16 protein-coding genes are annotated in these 18,736 nt (G+C 56.9%); 5 read left to right on the forward strand and 11 right to left on the reverse strand.

Annotation, left to right across the window (positions count from 1 at the left end; genetic code table 11):
* Positions 1-8: 8 nt before the first annotated feature.
* The 4 genes from metG to recQ are packed head-to-tail and all read left to right on the forward strand — an operon-like array spanning position 9 to position 5,232.
* Positions 9-1,568, forward strand: coding sequence for a methionine--tRNA ligase (metG, locus tag KI792_05885; GenBank protein ID MBV6632548.1), 1,560 nt, complete (start codon positions 9-11; stop codon positions 1,566-1,568).
* Positions 1,569-1,573: 5 nt separating this feature from the next.
* A complete protein-coding gene (locus tag KI792_05890) occupies positions 1,574-2,359 on the forward strand; it encodes a TatD family hydrolase (GenBank protein MBV6632549.1) in 786 nt (261 codons plus the stop codon).
* A 20-nt stretch (positions 2,360-2,379) separates the two neighbouring features.
* Entirely contained in the window at positions 2,380-3,156 is a 777-nt protein-coding gene (locus tag KI792_05895; protein MBV6632550.1) for an MBL fold metallo-hydrolase, read from the forward strand.
* Positions 3,157-5,232 (forward strand): DNA helicase RecQ, encoded by a 2,076-nt coding sequence (gene recQ / locus KI792_05900; protein MBV6632551.1) that lies wholly within the window; start codon positions 3,157-3,159, stop codon positions 5,230-5,232. It abuts the gene before it with no gap.
* 166 nt (positions 5,233-5,398) lie between these two features.
* Here recQ and KI792_05905 read toward each other — a convergent pair whose 3' ends face one another.
* Positions 5,399-6,061, reverse strand: a complete 663-nt coding sequence (locus KI792_05905) for a thiamine diphosphokinase (GenBank protein ID MBV6632552.1) — start codon at positions 6,059-6,061, stop codon at positions 5,399-5,401.
* A 9-nt stretch (positions 6,062-6,070) separates the two neighbouring features.
* The gene (locus tag KI792_05910; GenBank protein ID MBV6632553.1) at positions 6,071-6,469 is read right to left on the reverse strand and encodes a hypothetical protein; all 399 of its coding nucleotides are present in this window, start codon (positions 6,467-6,469) and stop codon (positions 6,071-6,073) included.
* A 149-nt stretch (positions 6,470-6,618) separates the two neighbouring features.
* Here KI792_05910 and mazG point away from each other — a divergent pair, with 149 nt between their 5' ends.
* Positions 6,619-7,428: a nucleoside triphosphate pyrophosphohydrolase gene (gene mazG, locus KI792_05915; protein MBV6632554.1), complete on the forward strand. Its 810-nt coding sequence runs from the start codon at positions 6,619-6,621 to the stop codon at positions 7,426-7,428.
* A gap of 22 nt (positions 7,429-7,450) precedes the next feature.
* Here the strand turns inward: mazG and KI792_05920 are convergent, their stop codons facing one another.
* The 9 genes from KI792_05920 to ntrC all read right to left on the reverse strand — a co-directional run bounded on the left by KI792_05920 (position 7,451) and on the right by ntrC (position 18,735).
* Positions 7,451-8,326: an NAD(P)-dependent oxidoreductase gene (locus KI792_05920; protein ID MBV6632555.1), complete on the reverse strand. Its 876-nt coding sequence runs from the start codon at positions 8,324-8,326 to the stop codon at positions 7,451-7,453.
* Between the two features lie 98 nt (positions 8,327-8,424).
* Positions 8,425-9,753 (reverse strand): GTPase HflX, encoded by a 1,329-nt coding sequence (gene hflX, locus KI792_05925; GenBank protein MBV6632556.1) that lies wholly within the window; start codon positions 9,751-9,753, stop codon positions 8,425-8,427.
* A 99-nt stretch (positions 9,754-9,852) separates the two neighbouring features.
* Complete coding sequence (gene hfq / locus KI792_05930; GenBank protein MBV6632557.1) at positions 9,853-10,116, reverse strand: RNA chaperone Hfq; 264 nt, start codon at positions 10,114-10,116, stop codon at positions 9,853-9,855.
* A 96-nt stretch (positions 10,117-10,212) separates the two neighbouring features.
* Complete coding sequence (locus KI792_05935) at positions 10,213-10,926, reverse strand: HAD hydrolase-like protein (protein ID MBV6632558.1); 714 nt, start codon at positions 10,924-10,926, stop codon at positions 10,213-10,215.
* Positions 10,923-11,825: a D-amino-acid transaminase gene (locus KI792_05940; GenBank protein ID MBV6632559.1), complete on the reverse strand. Its 903-nt coding sequence runs from the start codon at positions 11,823-11,825 to the stop codon at positions 10,923-10,925. The genes KI792_05935 and KI792_05940 overlap by 4 nt, the downstream gene beginning before the upstream one ends.
* A gap of 25 nt (positions 11,826-11,850) precedes the next feature.
* Positions 11,851-13,227 (reverse strand): Trk system potassium transporter TrkA, encoded by a 1,377-nt coding sequence (gene trkA / locus KI792_05945; GenBank protein MBV6632560.1) that lies wholly within the window; start codon positions 13,225-13,227, stop codon positions 11,851-11,853.
* A gap of 118 nt (positions 13,228-13,345) precedes the next feature.
* Positions 13,346-14,797, reverse strand: a complete 1,452-nt coding sequence (locus KI792_05950) for a sigma-54-dependent Fis family transcriptional regulator (GenBank protein ID MBV6632561.1) — start codon at positions 14,795-14,797, stop codon at positions 13,346-13,348.
* Between the two features lie 96 nt (positions 14,798-14,893).
* Complete coding sequence (locus KI792_05955) at positions 14,894-17,254, reverse strand: PAS domain-containing sensor histidine kinase (protein MBV6632562.1); 2,361 nt, start codon at positions 17,252-17,254, stop codon at positions 14,894-14,896.
* Between the two features lie 32 nt (positions 17,255-17,286).
* Positions 17,287-18,735, reverse strand: coding sequence for a nitrogen regulation protein NR(I) (gene ntrC, locus KI792_05960; protein MBV6632563.1), 1,449 nt, complete (start codon positions 18,733-18,735; stop codon positions 17,287-17,289).
* Position 18,736: the final 1 nt, after the last annotated feature.

The following is an 18,736-nucleotide window of genomic DNA, read 5'->3' on the forward strand; positions in this document are numbered from 1 at the left end:
TTTTCGCAATGAAACCAAATTACTACATCACGACGCCGATCTACTATGTGAATGATAGCCCGCATATTGGCCACGCATACACGACCCTGGCCTGTGATGTGCTGGCGCGGTTTAAGCGTCTCGATGGTTATGAAGTGAAGTTCCTAACCGGGACCGATGAACACGGTCAGAAGGTGCAGAAATCTGCAGAGGCCGCCGGTATCGCACCGCAAGCCTTCACCGATAAAGTCAGCCAGAACTTCCGTGATCTAACCGGGCTTCTGAACTTCTCCAATGATGACTTCATCCGCACGACCGAAGAGCGGCATCGCAAGGCGTGTCAGGCACTGTGGCAAAAGCTGGTGGAGCAGGGGGATATCTACCTTGGCTCCTATGCCGGGTGGTACGCGGTTCGGGATGAGGCGTTCTATCAAGAAGATGAGCTGACGGATGGGCCCGACGGCACCAAGATTGCGCCCTCAGGCGCGGCTTGTGAATGGGTTGAGGAGGCGAGTTACTTCTTCAAGCTGTCCGCTTGGCAGGATCGGCTGCTCAAATTCTACGAGGACAACCCTGACTTCATCATGCCAACCGCCCGCAGGAACGAGGTTCTGAGCTTCGTTAAGGGGGGGCTCAAAGACCTGTCGGTGTCTCGCACCACCTTTGATTGGGGTGTGCCGGTGCCCGGCGATGATGATCACATCATGTATGTATGGCTGGATGCCCTGACCAATTACATCACGGCCATCGGCTATCCGGACACGGAAAGCAACGATTATTCAAAGCTTTGGCCTGCTAACCTGCATATGGTTGGCAAGGACATTCTGCGCTTCCACGCGGTCTATTGGCCGGCCTTCCTGATGGCGGCCGAGTTGGCGCCACCCCAACGGGTTTTTGCCCATGGCTGGTGGACCATTGAAGGCCAGAAGATGTCCAAATCCCTGGGCAATGTGGTTGCGCCAGCGGAGTTGGTTGAAACCTATGGCCTGGACCAGACCCGCTACTTCCTCCTGCGTGAGGTGCCATTTGGGAATGATGGCGATTTCTCACGTCGTGCCATGTTTGCCCGAGCTAACGGTGAATTAGCCAATGACATAGGCAACTTAGCGCAGCGTGTTCTGTCCATGATCCATAAGAACTGCGATGGGCAAGTGCCTGAGCCTGGTACCTTCGACGCCGCCGACCAAACCCTACTGGGTGCGGCTGATGCGATGCTTGGTACGGTACGGGATCATTTGGACGCACAGGCGTTCCATAAAGCGCTGGAGGCGATTTGGCAGGTGGTTGGTGACGCCAACCGCTATGTTGATGATCAAGCCCCATGGGGCTTGAAGAAAACCGACCCTGAGCGGATGAAGACGGTGCTTTACACCCTGGCAGAGACGATCCGAAGCCTCTTCATCATGTGCCAGCCTTTCATGCCTGATTCTTCCGCGAAGCTATTGATGCAGCTGGGTTATAGCGATGGCGCGGTAGAGTTTGATGCCTTGGGTGAGGGGGGTCGTTTGAAGCCCGGCACACCAATCGATAAACCGCAGCCAATCTTCCCACGGCTGGAGCAGCCTGAAGAAGGGGCGGCAGGGGCCTAACACCGATGTTGATCGATAGTCACTGCCATCTCGACTTCCCCGATTTCGAGACAGATGGGCTGGGCACCGTACTAGATCGTGCGCGTGAGGCCGGGGTTGGGCATTTCCTGACCATCTCAACCCGTCTTACGACCGTTGAGAAGCTGGCCGCCATAGCCGCCGCCCATGACGATGTCTCACAGACAATCGGCATTCACCCCCATCATGTCGCGGAGCAGGGGGTACCAACGGTTGAGCGGCTGGTTGAGCTAGCCCAGGGCCCTGACGTCATCGGTATCGGCGAGAGTGGTCTCGACTATTACTACGATAAGAGCCCGAGAGATCAGCAGGCTGAAAGCTTCCGCGCCCATTGCAAAGCCTGCGTGGAGGCTGATCTGCCCTTAGTCGTCCATGCCCGGGACGCAGATGAGGATGTGGCGACAATCCTGAAAGAAGAGAGCCAGGGCGGCAAGTTACGCGGAATTCTTCATTGCTTCTCGAGTGGGCGTGGCCTGGCGGAGGCCGGACTAGATCTCGGCTTTTACATCTCATTCTCTGGCATCTTGACCTTCAAACGCTCTGAAGAGCTTCGCGATCTCGCGGCTGACATCCCAAAGGATCGGTTATTGGTTGAAACCGATGCACCCTACCTGGCGCCAACACCCTATCGCGGCAAACGTAATGAGCCCGCCTATGTTGTTGAAACTGCAAAGGTTTTGGCCACCGTCATGGCGATGGAGCCAGAAGATCTAGCAAGGCAGACGACTGAGAACTTCAAACGGCTGTTCCGGCTGGACGGGGCCGCAGCATGAGAGCCAGCCCGCCTGACGGCATGCTTAGGGTCACCGTTTTGGGCTGTGGTGGCTCAACCGGTGTGCCGGTCATTGGCAATGATTGGGGTGATTGCGATCCCAATGATCCCCGAAATGCCCGTACCCGTGCGTCCCTCCTAATTGAGGGGGCCGGGACTAGCATTCTCATTGATACCTCGCCAGACATCCGAACCCAGCTTCTGAGAGAGGAGATCGGGCGGTTTGATGCGATCCTGTTTACCCATCATCACGCCGATCATACCAATGGTCTTGACGATCTAAGGCCGGTTTCCTGGCGGAACCGAGGGCCGGTGCCCATGTATGCCTCGGCTGAGACGCTTGAGGATATGGGTAAGCGCTTTCCCTATATTTTTGCTGAGCAGTCTGGCGCTGCTGGAAAGCTCTATAAGCCGTTTGTTACCGTGAACGAACTGGCACCAAGCCAACAAATCGGTGGCCTTCAGGTGCAAGCATTTGAGCAGGATCACCACACCTGCACCTCTATGGGCTTCCGGATCGGTAGCTTTGCGTATTCAACCGACGTTGCCAGGCTAGATGAGGCTGCTTTTGCCGCGCTTGAGGGGCTTGATACTTGGATTGTGGACTGCACGCGGCGAGAACCGCACCCATCCCACGCCCATATGGACCAGACCCTAGAGTGGATTGAGCAGGTGAAGCCTAAGCGGGCGATCCTGACCCATATGAACTTCACCATGAACTTCGCCGATATTGATGCGGAAACACCAGCCCATGTGCAGCCAGCCTATGATGGCCTTAGCATTGATGTGCCGCTTTAGATGGACGCTGCAACCCAAGCCCTTAAAGAGGTTTTTGGCTTTGACGGCTTTCGGCCTGGGCAGGCTGATATCGTTTCAGCCCTGATGTCTGGCGGCGATGTTTTCGCTGTCATGCCAACGGGCGGTGGTAAGTCACTCTGTTATCAGCTGCCCTCCATTGCCCGCCCAGGCCTCACCGTTGTTATTTCCCCCCTAGTTGCGTTGATGCGAGACCAGGTGGCGGCCCTGCAGTCCGCCGGTGTAGCGGCGGCAGCCCTGTCGTCGGGCAATACGGATGAAGAGAACTGGCAGGCGCGTCAGGCCTTGGAAGAGGGTGCGCTTAAGCTGATCTATCTAGCCCCAGAACGTTTGGGCAGTGCGTCTGGTCTCCTAAGGCGTGCCGGTGTCACCATGATCGCGGTTGATGAGGCCCATTGTGTTAGCCAATGGGGCCATGATTTCCGCCCTGACTACCTCCGCATCAGTGAACTTCGCGATAGCTTGGGCGAGGGCGGTGATCAACCAGTCCAGATGGCGGCATTTACCGCCACCGCCGACCCGGCAACCCAACAAGAGATCATTGATCGTCTGTTTAAAGGTGAGCCGAAGACCTTTATCCAGGGCTTTGATCGGCCAAACCTTTCCTTAGCCTTTGAGCCAAAGAACCAGCCCCGTGATCAGCTTCTCAAGTTCATTAAGGAACGCAAGGGCTTATCCGGCATTGTGTATGCCGGTACTAGAAGCAAGACAGAGGTTCTAGCCAAGGCGCTGAATGATCAGGGAATTCCGGCGATTGCTTATCATGCGGGCCTAGATCCACATCTGCGGCGGGAGCTGCAGGATCGGTTTCAGCGAGAAGATGGGTTGGTGACCTGCGGCACCATTGCCTTTGGGATGGGCATCGATAAGCCTGATATTCGGTTTGTCGTCCATGCCGACCTGCCCAAGACCATTGAGGGCTATTATCAAGAGATTGGGCGTGCCGGCCGTGATGGTGCGCCAGCGGACACCCTGACCCTCTACGGCATCGACGATATCAAGCTGCGCCGCATGCAAATTGATGAGGGCGCGGGCAGTGCTGAGCATAAACGCTTTGAGCATCAGCGGTTTAACGCCCTGATGGCGTTAGCGGAGGCACCGACATGCCGCCGTCAGGCGCTATTACGATACTTTGGTGAGGTTCTGCCCGAACCTTGCGGCAACTGCGATATCTGCCTTAACCCACCACAGATGATTGACGGTACAGAGGTGGCGCAGAAGGCTCTTTCCGCCATGTATCGGACCGATCAACGCTTCGGTGTTGAGTACCTGATCAAGATTTTGCTAGGCGATGCCGATGAACGCATTCGTTCCAATAAACATGATGAATTACAGGTGTTTGGCCTAGGTACTGAATTAACCAAGGACCAATGGCGTCAGGTGTTCAGGCAGTTATTAGCGCTGGGGTTTGCACGGATCAGCCGCGAACGCCAAGGTGGCTGGATGATTGAGGATGCAGCGCGCCCAGTCTTGCGCGGTGAGCAATCTGTTCAGTTTCGCGCAGATGCCATGGCGAAGCGCAAAACCAGCAGCACAGGCCGCGGTAGCGCTAAAGCGCTGTTGGATGAAGATGATGAACCGTTGTTAAGCGCCTTAAAGGTTGTCCGCCGACGGTTAGCAGAAGCGCAGAACGTGCCAGCCTATGTCATTTTTGCGGATCGAACGCTCTTGGACATGGTTCGTATCAAGCCACAGACGCTAGATGATCTGACGCTCTGCCATGGCGTGGGCGCTAAGAAGCTTGAGCGATACGGCGCTGAGTTTCTGGCCGCACTTAAAGGCGATGAGATTGCGGTTCAGGAACATCCAAGACGGATTAAGGCTGCAGCGGCTGGCGAGGGTGCGTTGTTTGATGCGTTGATGGATGCGCAGCGAGAGCTGCAATACGGCGATGACGGAACTGGAAAGCCGATGACATGTACCCAAGCCGTGATCGCCAGGATCATTCAACGACGGCCGGATAGCCTAGAGGCGTTAGCGGCAGTATCTGGCGTAGGGGAAGCCAAGGCGGATCGGTTCGGGGATCGATTTTTGACGATCTTAAGAGAATACTTGTAGCTAAGTCATTGCCCTGAAGTCATATATCGTATTTTCCATAATATATATTATCAGCATTGCCGATGAGGTTCAGGGACCCCGACTATGATCAGTCGGATGCTCAGTAATAACACCTGCCCTCAAAAATCGATAGTTACTGGCTAGCGGTTATCTCAATCCCCTGAACCTAGTTTGTTCTAGCCAATGTCATCGACCAGGACGGCCCCAGCTTAGCCGGTGCTTGAGCCAGTACAGCTCGGTCTGAGAAACTAAGGGTTATAGGGCTTTGCGAAACCTCGTTTGAGATGCTTACCGCCTTGCCCATGGCCATTGACCATCCGTTAATCGGCCATCTGAGACCAGCTGAGGTTAAACAGTCTGTCGGCACCAAAGGCATTAATGATATCTGCGTACCGGTTGGCAGATCGATCTGGGTATCTCCAACGGGCACAATCGTGCTGATGCTGAACTCATCCATTAATGTGACGTGATGTTCTGGATATCTAAGCATCACATCAAGAACCGCCAGATAGTGATCTGAACGCCCGCCGGTGAAGCCAACGGCCAGATAGATACCAGCGCCAAAGTGTTTCAGCGCCTTCTCAAAATCTGTTGTGTCCTGGTCAGTTAAGGTGATTTCCTTAGGGGGTGTGCCAGGCCACATAAGGTCTGGGGGAACGGAATCCATATCACCAAGAATGGTGTTTGGCGTGATGCCGGCTGTATGAAGATGAGCGGTGCCACCATCTACCCCAACAATCTGTCCAGACAAGGATACAGCCTCTTTGAGGACAGCAGGGTCAACTGGCCCACCGCCAACAAGAGTGGTTATCTGATCATTAGACGCCATTCTCAGCACCTACCGAAGTGGTGGTAGCCGTTCAGGTTCTGGTAAGGCCTCCCCCTGCTCTGCCAATAAGCGCTCGGTTTCTGGGCGGCTTAGCAAGGGAAGTGTGGGCGGCTGAACCCCGTTGATGTTGGCCCCGGCGCACTGGAACTCTGCATAGCCGATGCCGTTCAGTGTGTAGACCTGTCCCAAAAGATAAGGCTCAAGGGTTAGCGCGATACTCTGGCAGTACTGTTTGGCAGCGCCCCGCACAAAGCCAAAGGCTGGGCCTTCGAACTGCTTATCAAACGCGAAAATGGCACGGCCACGGTCTTCATGAACCTGCTGGATGGCGAGCTTCTGGGCGCATCCAGCAAGGGCGATACCGGCCATAACGACCAAACCAGCCTGAAAAGGTGCCCTGAACCCCATATGCCTGTTCCCTGCCCGCTTTGCCGGGGCGCAATCATCTCTTGCCATTCAGACGCTAGCATGTGAACTCGGGCCTAGATCATCCCCACCTTGTTTCGGAGTGCTTTCCCATGACTGCTGAGACCCAGCCGCATCAGAACGGTTCGGAAATGAAGGCCGCAAATACGGATCAGCTTCGGCCAATCGATGATCTACTTGAGATTATGCGTCGCCTACGGGCGCCTGGCGGTTGCCCATGGGACCGGGAGCAGGATTTCGCCTCTATCGCCCCTTATACGATCGAAGAAGCCTATGAGGTCGCTGACGCGATTGCGCGGGACAATATGGGCGACCTGCAGGATGAGCTGGGCGACCTACTTCTCCAGGTAGTCTTTCACGCACAAATAGCGGATGAGAAATCATCTTTTAATTTCAATGATGTAGCAGTGCATATTGCAGAAAAGATGCGGCGCCGCCATCCCCATGTTTTTGGCAATGTCGATGCGGACAATCCGTCTGCGGTCAAAGATGTCTGGGAGACCGAGAAGGAACGTGAGCGGGCGGCTAAGAATGACACCAGTGTCCTCGACGGCGTTGCCTTGAACCTTCCTGCTCTATTACGTGCCCAGAAGATTTCAAAGCGGGCCGCCCGAGCCGGGTTTGATTGGGACAACGTCTCACAGATCTTCGATAAGCTGTTGGAAGAAAAGCAGGAACTGGAAGAGGTAATCGAAGATGGTGCGGATCAGGCGGCATTAGAGGAAGAGCTGGGCGACATGTTGTTCGTTATGGTGAACCTCGCCCGCCGTCTGGATATCGAGGCTGAAACCGCACTCCGCAACGCGACAGTGAAGTTTGAGCGCCGGTTCCGGTCGATAGAACAGCAGCTGGCCGATCAGGGCCAGCCGCTGGGTCAGGCTGATATGAATGCCATGCAGGCTGCCTGGGAAGTAGCCAAACAGGCTGAGAAGAATGGCTAAGAAGAAGCGCTAAACCGCTGGCTTAGTCATTGGCGAGCAGCTGGATAAGGCTGCTGGTGTCCCAGCGACCACCCTGCCGTGCCTGAACATGGGCATAGAATTGGTCCACCAGTGCCGTCACCGGCACACGGGCGCCAACCCGATCGGCCTCTTCAAGGCAGATGGCAAGGTCCTTGCGCATCCAGTCAACGGCGAAGCCGAAATCAAACTCACCCTGGATCATGGTCTCCGCGCGGTTTTCCATTTGCCAGGACTGCGCTGCGCCTTTCGAGATCGTCTCGATGACCTTGTTCATATCAATGCCGGCACGCTGGCCGAAATTGATAGCCTCTGACAGGCCTTGGAGGATGCCTGCGATACACATCTGGTTGCACATCTTAGCCATTTGGCCGTGCCCGGCCGGGCCAATATGGGTGACGTTGCGGGAATAGGCATCCATCACCGGCTCTCCACGGCCAAAGTCAGCATCCGTACCGCCAACCATGACTGTCAGGACACCGTTTTCGGCGCCTGCTTGGCCACCTGAAACCGGCGCATCAAGGAAGCCAACCCCCTGCCCCTTGGCGACTTCGTCCAACTCGCGGGCGAGCCCTGCTGATGCGGTGGTGTGATCAACCAGCAAGCCGCCCGATGCTAAGCCGGCCAGGACACCGTTCTCACCATGAACGACGGATCGCACGTCATCGTCATTACCCACACAGGTGAACACGATCTCAGCGCCTTCAGCGGCCTCTTTAGGCGTCATGGCAGCACGGCCACCATACTCCTTGGCCCAGGCCTCAGCTTTAGCAGTCGTGCGGTTATAAACCGCCACATTGTGTCCGGCTTTGGTCAGGTAACCGGCCATTGGATGGCCCATAACGCCCAAGCCGACGAAAGCGACATTCTTTCCGCCCATGAAAAACCTCTTACTTTCTGATGGTTGAGCCTGCTTGCTCAAGCTAATGATGCGTCACCGGGAACGGTTGCCGCGAAATCTGGAATGGCATTAGGCCGCTATTCAGCCGCTGTTTCAAGCGTTTCGAGAGCAGGTGCCGGGGCATTCTCAATATCTGGGAAACGGGCCACAAACCGGTCGAAATCTGCATCCGTCAGTGCCACCACCATCTGCAAACCAGTATCGGTGTCATCCCGCTCCAAAACCTGGCCACGATCATAGAGCCAGGATTGAACCTCACCCCGCTCGAACGGCACGGTAAACGACATGATGCGGTGCTTCTGCCGTTGCAGGGTCGCAAGAAGGCGGATCAGATCATCACACCCCTCCCCGGTCATGGCGGAAACAGAAACGACACGGTCCCGATACTCAGTCGCACGACGCCGCTTAGCGGCTGAGGCCGCCGCTTGGCTATCCCCCGCTGCCAATTGATCAGTCTTATTCAAAACCTCAATCAACCGCGGGTCGTTCGCGGTATCGATGCCGAGATCGGTTAGCACGGCCTCAACATCGGCCCGCTGTGCCTCGGTATCTATATGGGAGACATCGCGGACATGGAGGATCCAGTCAGCATTGGTGACCTCCTCCAATGTCGCACGGAAGGCGGCGACCAGCGTGGTCGGCAGGTTGGATACGAAACCAACCGTGTCAGACATGATGACCTTGAGGTCTGGAGCCAGATCAATGGCGCGCATGGTTGGATCAAGGGTGGCGAAGAGTAGATCCTCCGCCATCACATCAGCGCCTGATAAGCGATTGAACAATGTGGATTTACCGGCATTGGTATAGCCAACCAAAGCAATCACGGGGTAAGGCACCCTCGCCCGTGCATCGCGGTGCAGGCCACGGGTTCGGCGCACCTGCTCCAAATCCTTCCGGATGCGATCAATGCGGGTATCGATCAGGCGTCGGTCGATCTCGAGTTGGCTCTCACCTGGACCGCCGATAAACCCAAGGCCCCCGCGCTGTCGTTCAAGGTGGGTCCAGGACCGCACTAGTCTTGAGCGTTGATACTGCAATGCCGCTAGCTCAACCTGCAGCTTGCCCTCCGCCGTCTGCGCTCGGGCGCCAAAGATCTCCAGGATTAGGCCCGTTCGGTCGATAACCTTCATGGACCAGCGGCGTTCGAGATTGCGCTGCTGAACCGGCGTAAGCGGCCCGTCGACGATGACTAGGCCGGCGCCGGTCTCATCGGCCAGCTCATCAATGTCATCGAGAATACGATTGGAAAACAGGGTCGCGGGCTTAGGCGCACGGACGCGCACCAATTCAGCCGCGACGACGTCGAGACCAATTGCGGCTGCAAGGCCCACAGCCTCGGCCTGCCTGGCCTCTGGTTCGCGGTCGTTGGTGTCCCCACCGATTAGGGGGATGAGTACGATGGCGATGCTGGCATCACGACGCTTTTGGTCGTCGCCTGCCTGATCTGGGGTATCGGGTCCTGGTATCAATCCGGGCTCGTTATTGCTTTAGGTCAGCAGCCAAGCTTATGCCGGCTCAACCTCTGCCTCATCATCCGAGGGCTCGAATAACTGCACTGGCTGGGATGGCATGACGGTTGATATCGCATGCTTGTAGACCAGTTGAGAGTGCGCATCGCGGCGGAGTAGCACCGAGAAGTTATCGAACCAGGTCACTATGCCCTGCAACTTCACCCCGTTCACGAGGAAGATCGTCACTGGCATTCTGCTCTTACGGATGCTGTTTAGAAATACATCCTGCACGTTCTGGCTTCGGTCTGACATCGGAATACTCCTGAGCTTTTGGAGGGTTAGCCCCAACTCTTAATCGCTCTCTCCTGACAACACGTCGCCCCTTATTTAGTCTGGGGCTAGCCGCTTAAGCGCTTACATCGCATCGCCATCACGCAGATGGGCCTGGAGGGTTGGCAAGTCAAGAACTGCCAGGTCGGTTCCAGGTGGCACCGCGCGATTGAAAAATTGCCCCAAGGATGTCCCATGAATCAAGACACCTGCGCAATTGCTGTTTTGTGCGCAGGCCATATCCACATCGGCATCGCCAAGGAACCATACGTTCGTGTTCTGCGCTTCACTGAGCTTTTTGCGAACGATTCTTACGGGTGTGGGGTCTGGCTTGTCAGCTTCGGCATCACCGGCACCAAGCGCTGCGACAAAGTGGCTCCCCCACCCCAGATGCTCAATTTCAGCCCGCAAGAGCCGCCCGGTTTTGTTGCTAACGATCGCCAACGGCATCGCAGCAGCGGCGGCTTCAACAAGGTTCTGGGCCCCGTCGAGCAGAGTTAACTCATCGAGGTGAACAGCTTCAAACGCAGCGATGTAGTGGTCCTTAGCGGCCTCCCATTCATCACCAAACAGGATGGGGAAGCTGTCGCGCGCCGACTTTCGGACGTTGGCCTTGGATTCTTCAAGGGTCCAGGGCGCCTTCCCGAAGGCCTTGAAGGTATCGACCAGGGCTCGGTGAATGATTCCCCAGCTATCGACCAGGGTATTATCCCAATCAAAGATCAGGGCGCTTGGCCTGCCTGCCTTGCCCGTGATGTCGCGAATTGCCGTTTGACTGGTTGCGCTTGCCTCGCTCACGCCACCCACCGGCTATCTGGGCCTGCCTCACCATCGGCATATTGCATATAGGCAGAGCGCAGACGTTGGCCCAGGCTGCCAGGGCGGCCATTCCCAACCGCATGGCCGTCGATCTCCACTACCGGCAGTAGGAAGGTCGTGGCCGACGAGACAAAGGCCTCCACGGCTTGGTAGGCCTCTTCCGGCTTAAACGCGCGCTCCTCGAACTCCAGCCCCTCTGCTTCGGCAAACCGGAGTAATGAGGTACGGGTCACACCGCGAAGGATCTTGTTCTCAGCCGCCTGCCGGGTAACGAGCTTACCCTCGCGGGTCACAATCCATGCATTGCTGGACGATCCCTCGGTGATATAGCCGTCATCATCGACCATCCAGGCCTCAAACGCGCCCTTTTCGCTCGCCGCTTGCTTGGCAAGAACCTGAGGAAGCAGTGCTACTGATTTGATATCACGACGTTTCCAGCGAATATCTGGAACCGTCACAACCCGTACGCCGTGTTCTAACTGCGCCGTATGATCCATCTTGGCTGGCCGGACGGTAATGACGATTGAGCTGCCCTGATGGGTCCCTGGCTTGGGTGCACCGCCTGGGAACTTGAAGTCCCGGGCCGCAACACCGCGTGTAACCTGAATGTAGATCAGGGCATTCGCCATGCGGTTCCGGCGGATCAACTCATCAATCACCAGCTTCATGGCCGTCTCAGACATCGGCTGGGCAATCTGTAGTTCGCTCATGGAGCGCCATAGGCGGTCGTAATGCCCCTGGGCATCGACCATCCGGCCATGGCGGTAGCCAATCACCTCATAAACGCCATCGGCGAACTGATAACCGCGATCCTCAACATGGACCGCAGCCTCTTTCAGCGGGCAATAGCTACCATTGACATAAGCAATACGACTCATGGCGTAACACCTTGAAAAGGTTGACTTAGAAGAACTCCAAGCGGACCGAGAACATCTTCTCAACCTGCTTGATTTGGGCAACGACCGATAGGATCACAACGCGATCCAGTGGCATGATCACGGTTTCCGGTGTCGGCATAATCACCGTGTCTTTGCGCACAATCGCCCCGATGATCAAGCCCGGTGGCAGATTAAGATCGCCGATCGCTTTGTTCACGATGCTCGACGTTTCTAGTGCCTCAGCATCTATGACTTCAGCGAAACCGTCACAGATACTGTGCGCGGATCGGATGCGACCTCTGCGCACATGCTGCAGGATCGTTGATGCCGTAATAGCCCGTGGGCTGACCACCGCATCAATGCCAAGTGATGCAAGCAAAGGTCCGTAAGTGTTTTTGTTAATTAGGGTAATTGCCCGTTGGCTGCCATAGCGTTTAGCCAATAGTGAGCCGAGGATATTACCCTCATCATCATTGGTCACGCAGACCACAGTCTCGGTCTGGCCGACATTTGCCTCCGCCAGAATATTCGGGTCGAGGCCGTCGCCATTGATAACCGTCGTGCCGGGCAGCTTCTGCGCGATGTAACGGGCGCGCTCTTTGCCATGTTCGATGATGCGAACACTGGTACCGGGGTAGTTCTCTTCAATCTCTTCAGCCAGGACGAGACCGATATTCCCGCCACCAATCACCAGAATACGCCGTGCCTCTGGCTCTTCATGGCCAAAGGTGGCCATAGCGCGAGTGATGTGATCCTCATCCACGACAAAGTAGACCTGATCGCCAACCAGCAGCTGATCATCGCCTGTTGGCAGGAAAAAGCGGTCGTCACGAGAGATCGTGACGATCTTAATCGCTAAATCCGGGAACAATGACGTCAGCTGCCGCAACGGGGTGTTGACGATCGGGCAGTTCTCTTCACACAGCACGCCAATCAACCGGACCCTGCCATTGACCAGTGGGATCATATTGAAGGCGCCAGGCACTTGTAGGCGTCGCGAGATTGCCCGTGCCACCTCAATCTCTGGTGAGATGATCACATCTATGGGCATATGATCGCGGGAGAAAAGGTCCTGCCAAATCGGGCGGAGGTAGTCCTGTGCCCTCACCCGCGCGATCTTGGTCGTCACATTGAACAGGGAGTGCGCGACCTGGCAGGCGATCATGTTCACCTCGTCCGCATAGGTCACGGCGATCAGCATGTCAGTATCGGGTGCGCCGGCGCGTTCCAGCACGCTGGGCTGCGATGCCATCCCTTGAATGGCCTTCACATCCAGCGTTTGGCTTAACTCGCGTACGATATTGGGGTCGCTGTCGACAATCGTTACATCGTTGCCTTCAGCAGCCAGATAGCGCGCAATGTTGGAGCCGACCTGGCCGGCCCCGCAGATAATGACTTTCATGCCGATAAAGCTACAGCAAGCGGGTTCGCCCCACCGATCAACGGCGGGGCCGACGCCCGTATCTGATGCCTCTCAAGCAAAAAACTCAAGTGCAATCGGTCTTTAGCTGCTTTGTCGCTTAATTGACGGTTGGCGAGGTCGCCATATCGTCACTGCCACCGCTAAGCGAGGTACCGGCGGCACCGGCTTTCGCGCGCAGGCGATCCGAGCTCTGAACCCCAAGGGATTTGAGCTTCCGGTGAAGCGCTGAACGCTCCATGCCCACATAGGATGCGGTCCGGGAAATGTTGCCACCAAAGCGGTTCACCTGGGCCATGAGGTACTCACGTTCGAACACTTCACGGGCCTCGCGCAGCGGTAGGCTCATGATTTCGGCACCACGCTCCCACTTCACGACGTCTGGTGCCTTGGCACCGATCTCACTTGGCAGCATATCGGCGCGGATCGGATCATCGGCTGCCATGATCAGCAGCCAGTCAATGACGTTGCGTAGCTGGCGGACATTGCCTGGCCAGTCATAGGCCTGAAGTGCAGCCATTGCGTCATCGCCAATCACCCGTGGCGCAAGGCCAGTGGTTTCGGAGGCAACGCTCATGAAATGGCGAAGCAGCACAGGGATGTCATCACGGCGCTCCATCAAGGCTGGAACTTCCAGCGGCACCACGTTTAGGCGGTAGTAGAGATCCTGGCGCAGCCGCCCTTCCTGCATTTCTTCCTGCAGATTGCGGTTACTGGCTGCAATCACGCGGACATCGACGGCGATCTTCTCAGCGCCACCAACCCGATGGAAGGTCTGCTCCTGAAGGACGCGGACAATCTTACCCTGGGTCTCAAGCGGCAGGTCTGCAATCTCATCAAGGAGCAGCGTGCCACCATGGGCTTGCTCAAGCAGGCCAATCTTATGCTGCTGACCATCGGCGGTTTGGACCGCACCAAACAGCTCAGCTTCAAAGTTCTCTGGCCGCATAATGGCGCAGTTCAGAACGACAAAGGGGCCGTCCTTCCGGCGTGACTGCTCATGCAGGACACGGGCGACGACCTCTTTACCGGCACCTGGGGCACCGGTGATCAGCACACGGCTGTTGGTTGGAGCGACCCGCTCAATCGCTTGGCGAAGTTGGTTCACCTGGGACGACTTGCCGATCAACTCGTTAACCGCATTGGCGCGAACGCGAAGCTCTTTGTTCTCCCGGCGCAGACGGGCAGCTTCAACAGCGCGCTCAACGGTGAGGATCAGGCGGTCAGTCTTAAACGGCTTCTCGATGAAGTCGTAGGCACCCTTCTTAATGGCAGCGACGGCGGTCTCAACCGTGCCGTGGCCAGAGATCATCAGCACCGGCAGTGTTGGGTGCTCTTGGCGAAGAACCTCGAGGATGCCGAGGCCATCCATGCGGCTACCCTCAAGCCAGATATCCAATATCACCAGGTTTGGCTGACGGTTCTTAACCGCTGCGAGCGCTTGGTCGGCATCGGCCGCCTGGCGCGTTTCATAGCCATAATCGGTAAGGACATCGGCGATCATGCCGCGGATGTCCGCCTCATCATCCACAATCAAAATGTCATGGGCCATATCGATTCAACGTTCCTGCGCTTGCCCCAAGGCGTACCCGGCCCTCAGCCACTGCAATAAATGGCCAAGTCACTCCGGCGGATCGCCAGGGGTGTTTTAAGTTTCCTGTCCAAGCCGGCGTGAACCAGCGGAGAGCAGCGGGCCTCCCTGCCCGTCACCATCCGCAGCATCGCCAGCGGATACGGTGAGACTTTTTGACAACACTAGTGTTACATATGCGCCACAAGTGGTGTTGTCTTCAAGTCTTATCGATCCGCCGTGATCTTCCATAATCTTCTTGACGATCGCTAGCCCAAGACCAGTGCCGCCAGCGCGCCTTGTGACGTATGGCTCCGTCAATCTGTCGCGCCCCAAATCGGGGAAGCCGATTCCATTATCGCGAACAGTGATCTGGCAATCGTCACTATCCTCATGAATTGAAATAATAATTTCGCCACCATACTTTTCGTCGTCAGCCGAATCGGCGACTCGAGCGGCCGCTTGTTCCACAGACTCAACGGCATTCTTCAAAATATTTGTCAGTGCTTGGGCAATCTGGCGTCGGTCGCATACCGTCTCGAGTCGTGTTGGAGTCTCACCCAATTCGATTCGTATTTCTGGTGATGCCTGACGCTGCAAAAACATCACCTGTTTGGTCAGCTCAACCAGGTCTGACTGTGCCATTTGTGGCTGCGGCATGCGGGCAAAGGACGAAAACTCGTCGACCATGCCGCCAATATCCCCCACCTGCCTGATGATCGTGTCGATGCAGGTATCAAAGGTCCCGTCATTGGCAGGTACCAATTCGCCATAGCGACGACGCAGGCGCTCTGCGGCCAGCTGAATGGGCGTAAGCGGGTTCTTGATCTCATGAGCAATGCGGCGCGCCACATCGGCCCAGGCCGCCGTCCGCTGGGCCGCCACCAGATCCGTGATGTCATCAAAGGTGATGATGAAGCCGGTGATCTGGCTCTCTTGCAGCTCAGCCGTAATACGCACCAGAAGCGTTGCGCGATCACCGGGCTGCCCAAGCGGGCGTGGGACACTAAGCTCTTCCTCCACATCCCGCTGCGGCAACTGACGCACGCGATCTGTAAGGCTTGAGAGGCCAGGCAACTGCTCAAAGATGTTGCCGCTGACCGCTTGCTGCGCGTCACCGGTTAGGAACTCGGTGGCGCGGCGGTTAGCCAGGCGGACCTGCCCTTCCCCATTAATGGAAATGATCCCGGCCGAGACGCCTGACAGGACGGTTTCAGTAAACCGTCGCCTGCGATCCATTTTGCGGTTGGCCTCTACCAACTCATCCCGCTGCTCCTCCAACTGGGAGGTCATACGGTTAAAGGTACGGGAGAGGATGCTGAGTTCATCCATATGGGCGGGTTCTGCCACCCGAACCCCAAAGTCACCACCAGAGACCCGGTCAGAGGCTTGGATAAGCTGTCCAACCGGCACGGCGAGCCAACTGGCAAACTTCAACGCAAGACCGATAGCGACGAGCAATAACAGCAGCGCGGCACCAATGAAGATCAAGGTCATCACCGCGATCAGGTTACCCCGGCGCTCTTCAAGGGCGGCATAGCCCTCCACCGCATCTCGGGCGGCATCCATATGGCCCAGCACCGCCGGATCGACGAAGCGGCCCACATATAAATAGGCATCAACGAACTGGTTCAGGCGAACCAATGCCCGAACACGATCATCGGTGTTCCTGGTGACCACTGGTGCCTCACCGGCCCTGGCTTGGGCCAGTGCGTCGTCCGGTACCGTCTCAAACTCCATGGCAAAGGTGAGACCGGATTTAGCAATCACCCGGCCAGTACTGTCAAAGATGACAGCTTCAGTCAGGTTGCGGACCAGTGTCTGGGTCTGAAGTGCCTGGGCGAGCCGCCTGGTATTGCCCATCAGGGCGGGCGCCTCACGGTTTAAATCATTGGCCATGGCGAGGGCATCTGCACGGATCACCTGCTGGTGCTCCTCAAGATACGCCTCGGCGACGTTCAGGCTCTCCTCAACCGAAGTACGGACCCGGTCGTTGAACCAATCCTGAACCCCGAAATAGAAGAAGATGGCGGCAAAGCTGGCAACCAGGATCGACGGCACGGCCACAAGGACCGAGAAGAAGACGATCAGGCGCATATAAAGGCGTGAGCCTGCCACCCCGCGCCGTCGCCTGATCCACACATCAATAAGGCGATAGAGGAACGCGAGCGCCAACGCGCCGAACAGCGCCAGATTAAGGATCAGCAGCCAAAGAACCGTGTGAGCCTCGGCGGCAACACCCGTCTCCCGGTTGGTGACGATCATAAAGGTCGTCACAAGCGAGACGGCAATCGCGAGGATCAATGCGGTCGCAATCCGATTGACGCGAATGGCGCGCGCCACCCAGCCCAGGCTTAGCCGAAGCATGCTGGCCTCTGCCGAGCGCTTATCAGCGGTCGGGGGCTCTTTCGGTAGCTCTTGATTGGTCAAATCGGCCAAGGCAATTCCAAGCGGTGTTGAACCTCTTGGTTCTATTTTATCCCGCGGATAACCGGAATGTCTAAATGCCGGATCTTCTTACGCAAGGTATTGCGGTTGAGACCGAGCAACTCTGCCGCCTTAATCTGGTTGCCACGGGTCGCTTCCAGGCATTGGGCGATCAGTGGCCGCTCAACCTCCCGAAGGATGCGGTCGTAAAGGCCATTGGCTGGAAGGCCATCACTATGCGCCTGGAAGTAGGTGCTCAAATGACGAGCGACGGCATCTGACAGGCTCTCATCTGCTGGCGCGACACCGTTGCTGGCCGCCTGCGGTGTTGGTGCCTCGCTAAGCTCGGTTTCAATGACGTCGATATCGAGTTGCTCATCAACATAGAGGGCGGCTAAGCGGCGGACCAAGTTCTCAAGCTCACGCACATTACCAGGCCATTCATGGGCCTGGAGGCGCTTCATCGCTGCCGGTGTAAGCTGTTTAGGCCGCTGATCAGGCATTAGGTCGAGGCCTGAGAAGTGGCTGACCAGATCCGGAATATCGCTCACACGCTCACGCAGGCTTGGGAGGCGCATAGGCACGACGTTGAGGCGGTAGTACAGATCCTCGCGGAACAGACCTTGGCGGATTAGCGCCCGCAAATCGCGGTGCGTTGCGGCAATGATCCGGACATCGGCGGCCATGGCGGTACGGCCACCAACGGTGGTGAACTCCCCCTCCTGCAGAACGCGCAGCAGGCGGGTCTGCGCCTCGGGCGGCATATCGCCAATTTCATCAAGGAACAGCGTGCCACCCTGGGCTTGCTCAAACCGGCCAGTTGCCCGGTTCAAGGCACCGGTGAAGGCGCCCTTCTCATGGCCGAACAGCTCACTTTCAATAAGCTCACGCGGGATGGCAGCCATATTAACGGCGACAAAGGGGCCGTTCTTACGCTGGCCAAGCTCATGCAGGGCGCGGGCGACCAATTCTTTACCCGTGCCTGACTCACCATTGATAAGGACGGTTAGGTCCGTATTCATTAGGCGCGCCATGATCCGGTAGATGTTCTGCATCGCCGGTGAGCGGCCGATCAGGGGCAAGCGTTCAGCCCCCTGCTCTGCCTGGGGGGCCGTTTCAGCTTCAGCACTCGCTTTTAGGGCCCGGTCGACAACTTGGATCAGCTCAGTCAGATCAAATGGCTTCGGCAGATACTCGAAGGCACCACGCTCGGCGGCCTTAACCGCCGTAATCAGTGTGTTCTGGGCACTCATCACCACAACGCGAAGATCTGGGCGGAGGCGCTTCAACCGTGGCAGCAGCTCCAACCCGTTCTCATCGGGCATGACAACATCAGTGATGACCAGATCCCCATCACCATCAGACACCCAACGCCAAAGCGTAGAGGCATTGCTTGTGGTGCGGACGTCATAGCCTTCGCGGGCCAGTGCTTGGGTAAGCACCGTGCGGATCGAGCGATCATCATCGGCAACAAGGATAGTGGCAGCGCTCATA

This window comes from Alphaproteobacteria bacterium SS10 (genome assembly GCA_019192455.1).
GTDB lineage: Bacteria > Pseudomonadota > Alphaproteobacteria > TMED2 > TMED2 > TMED2.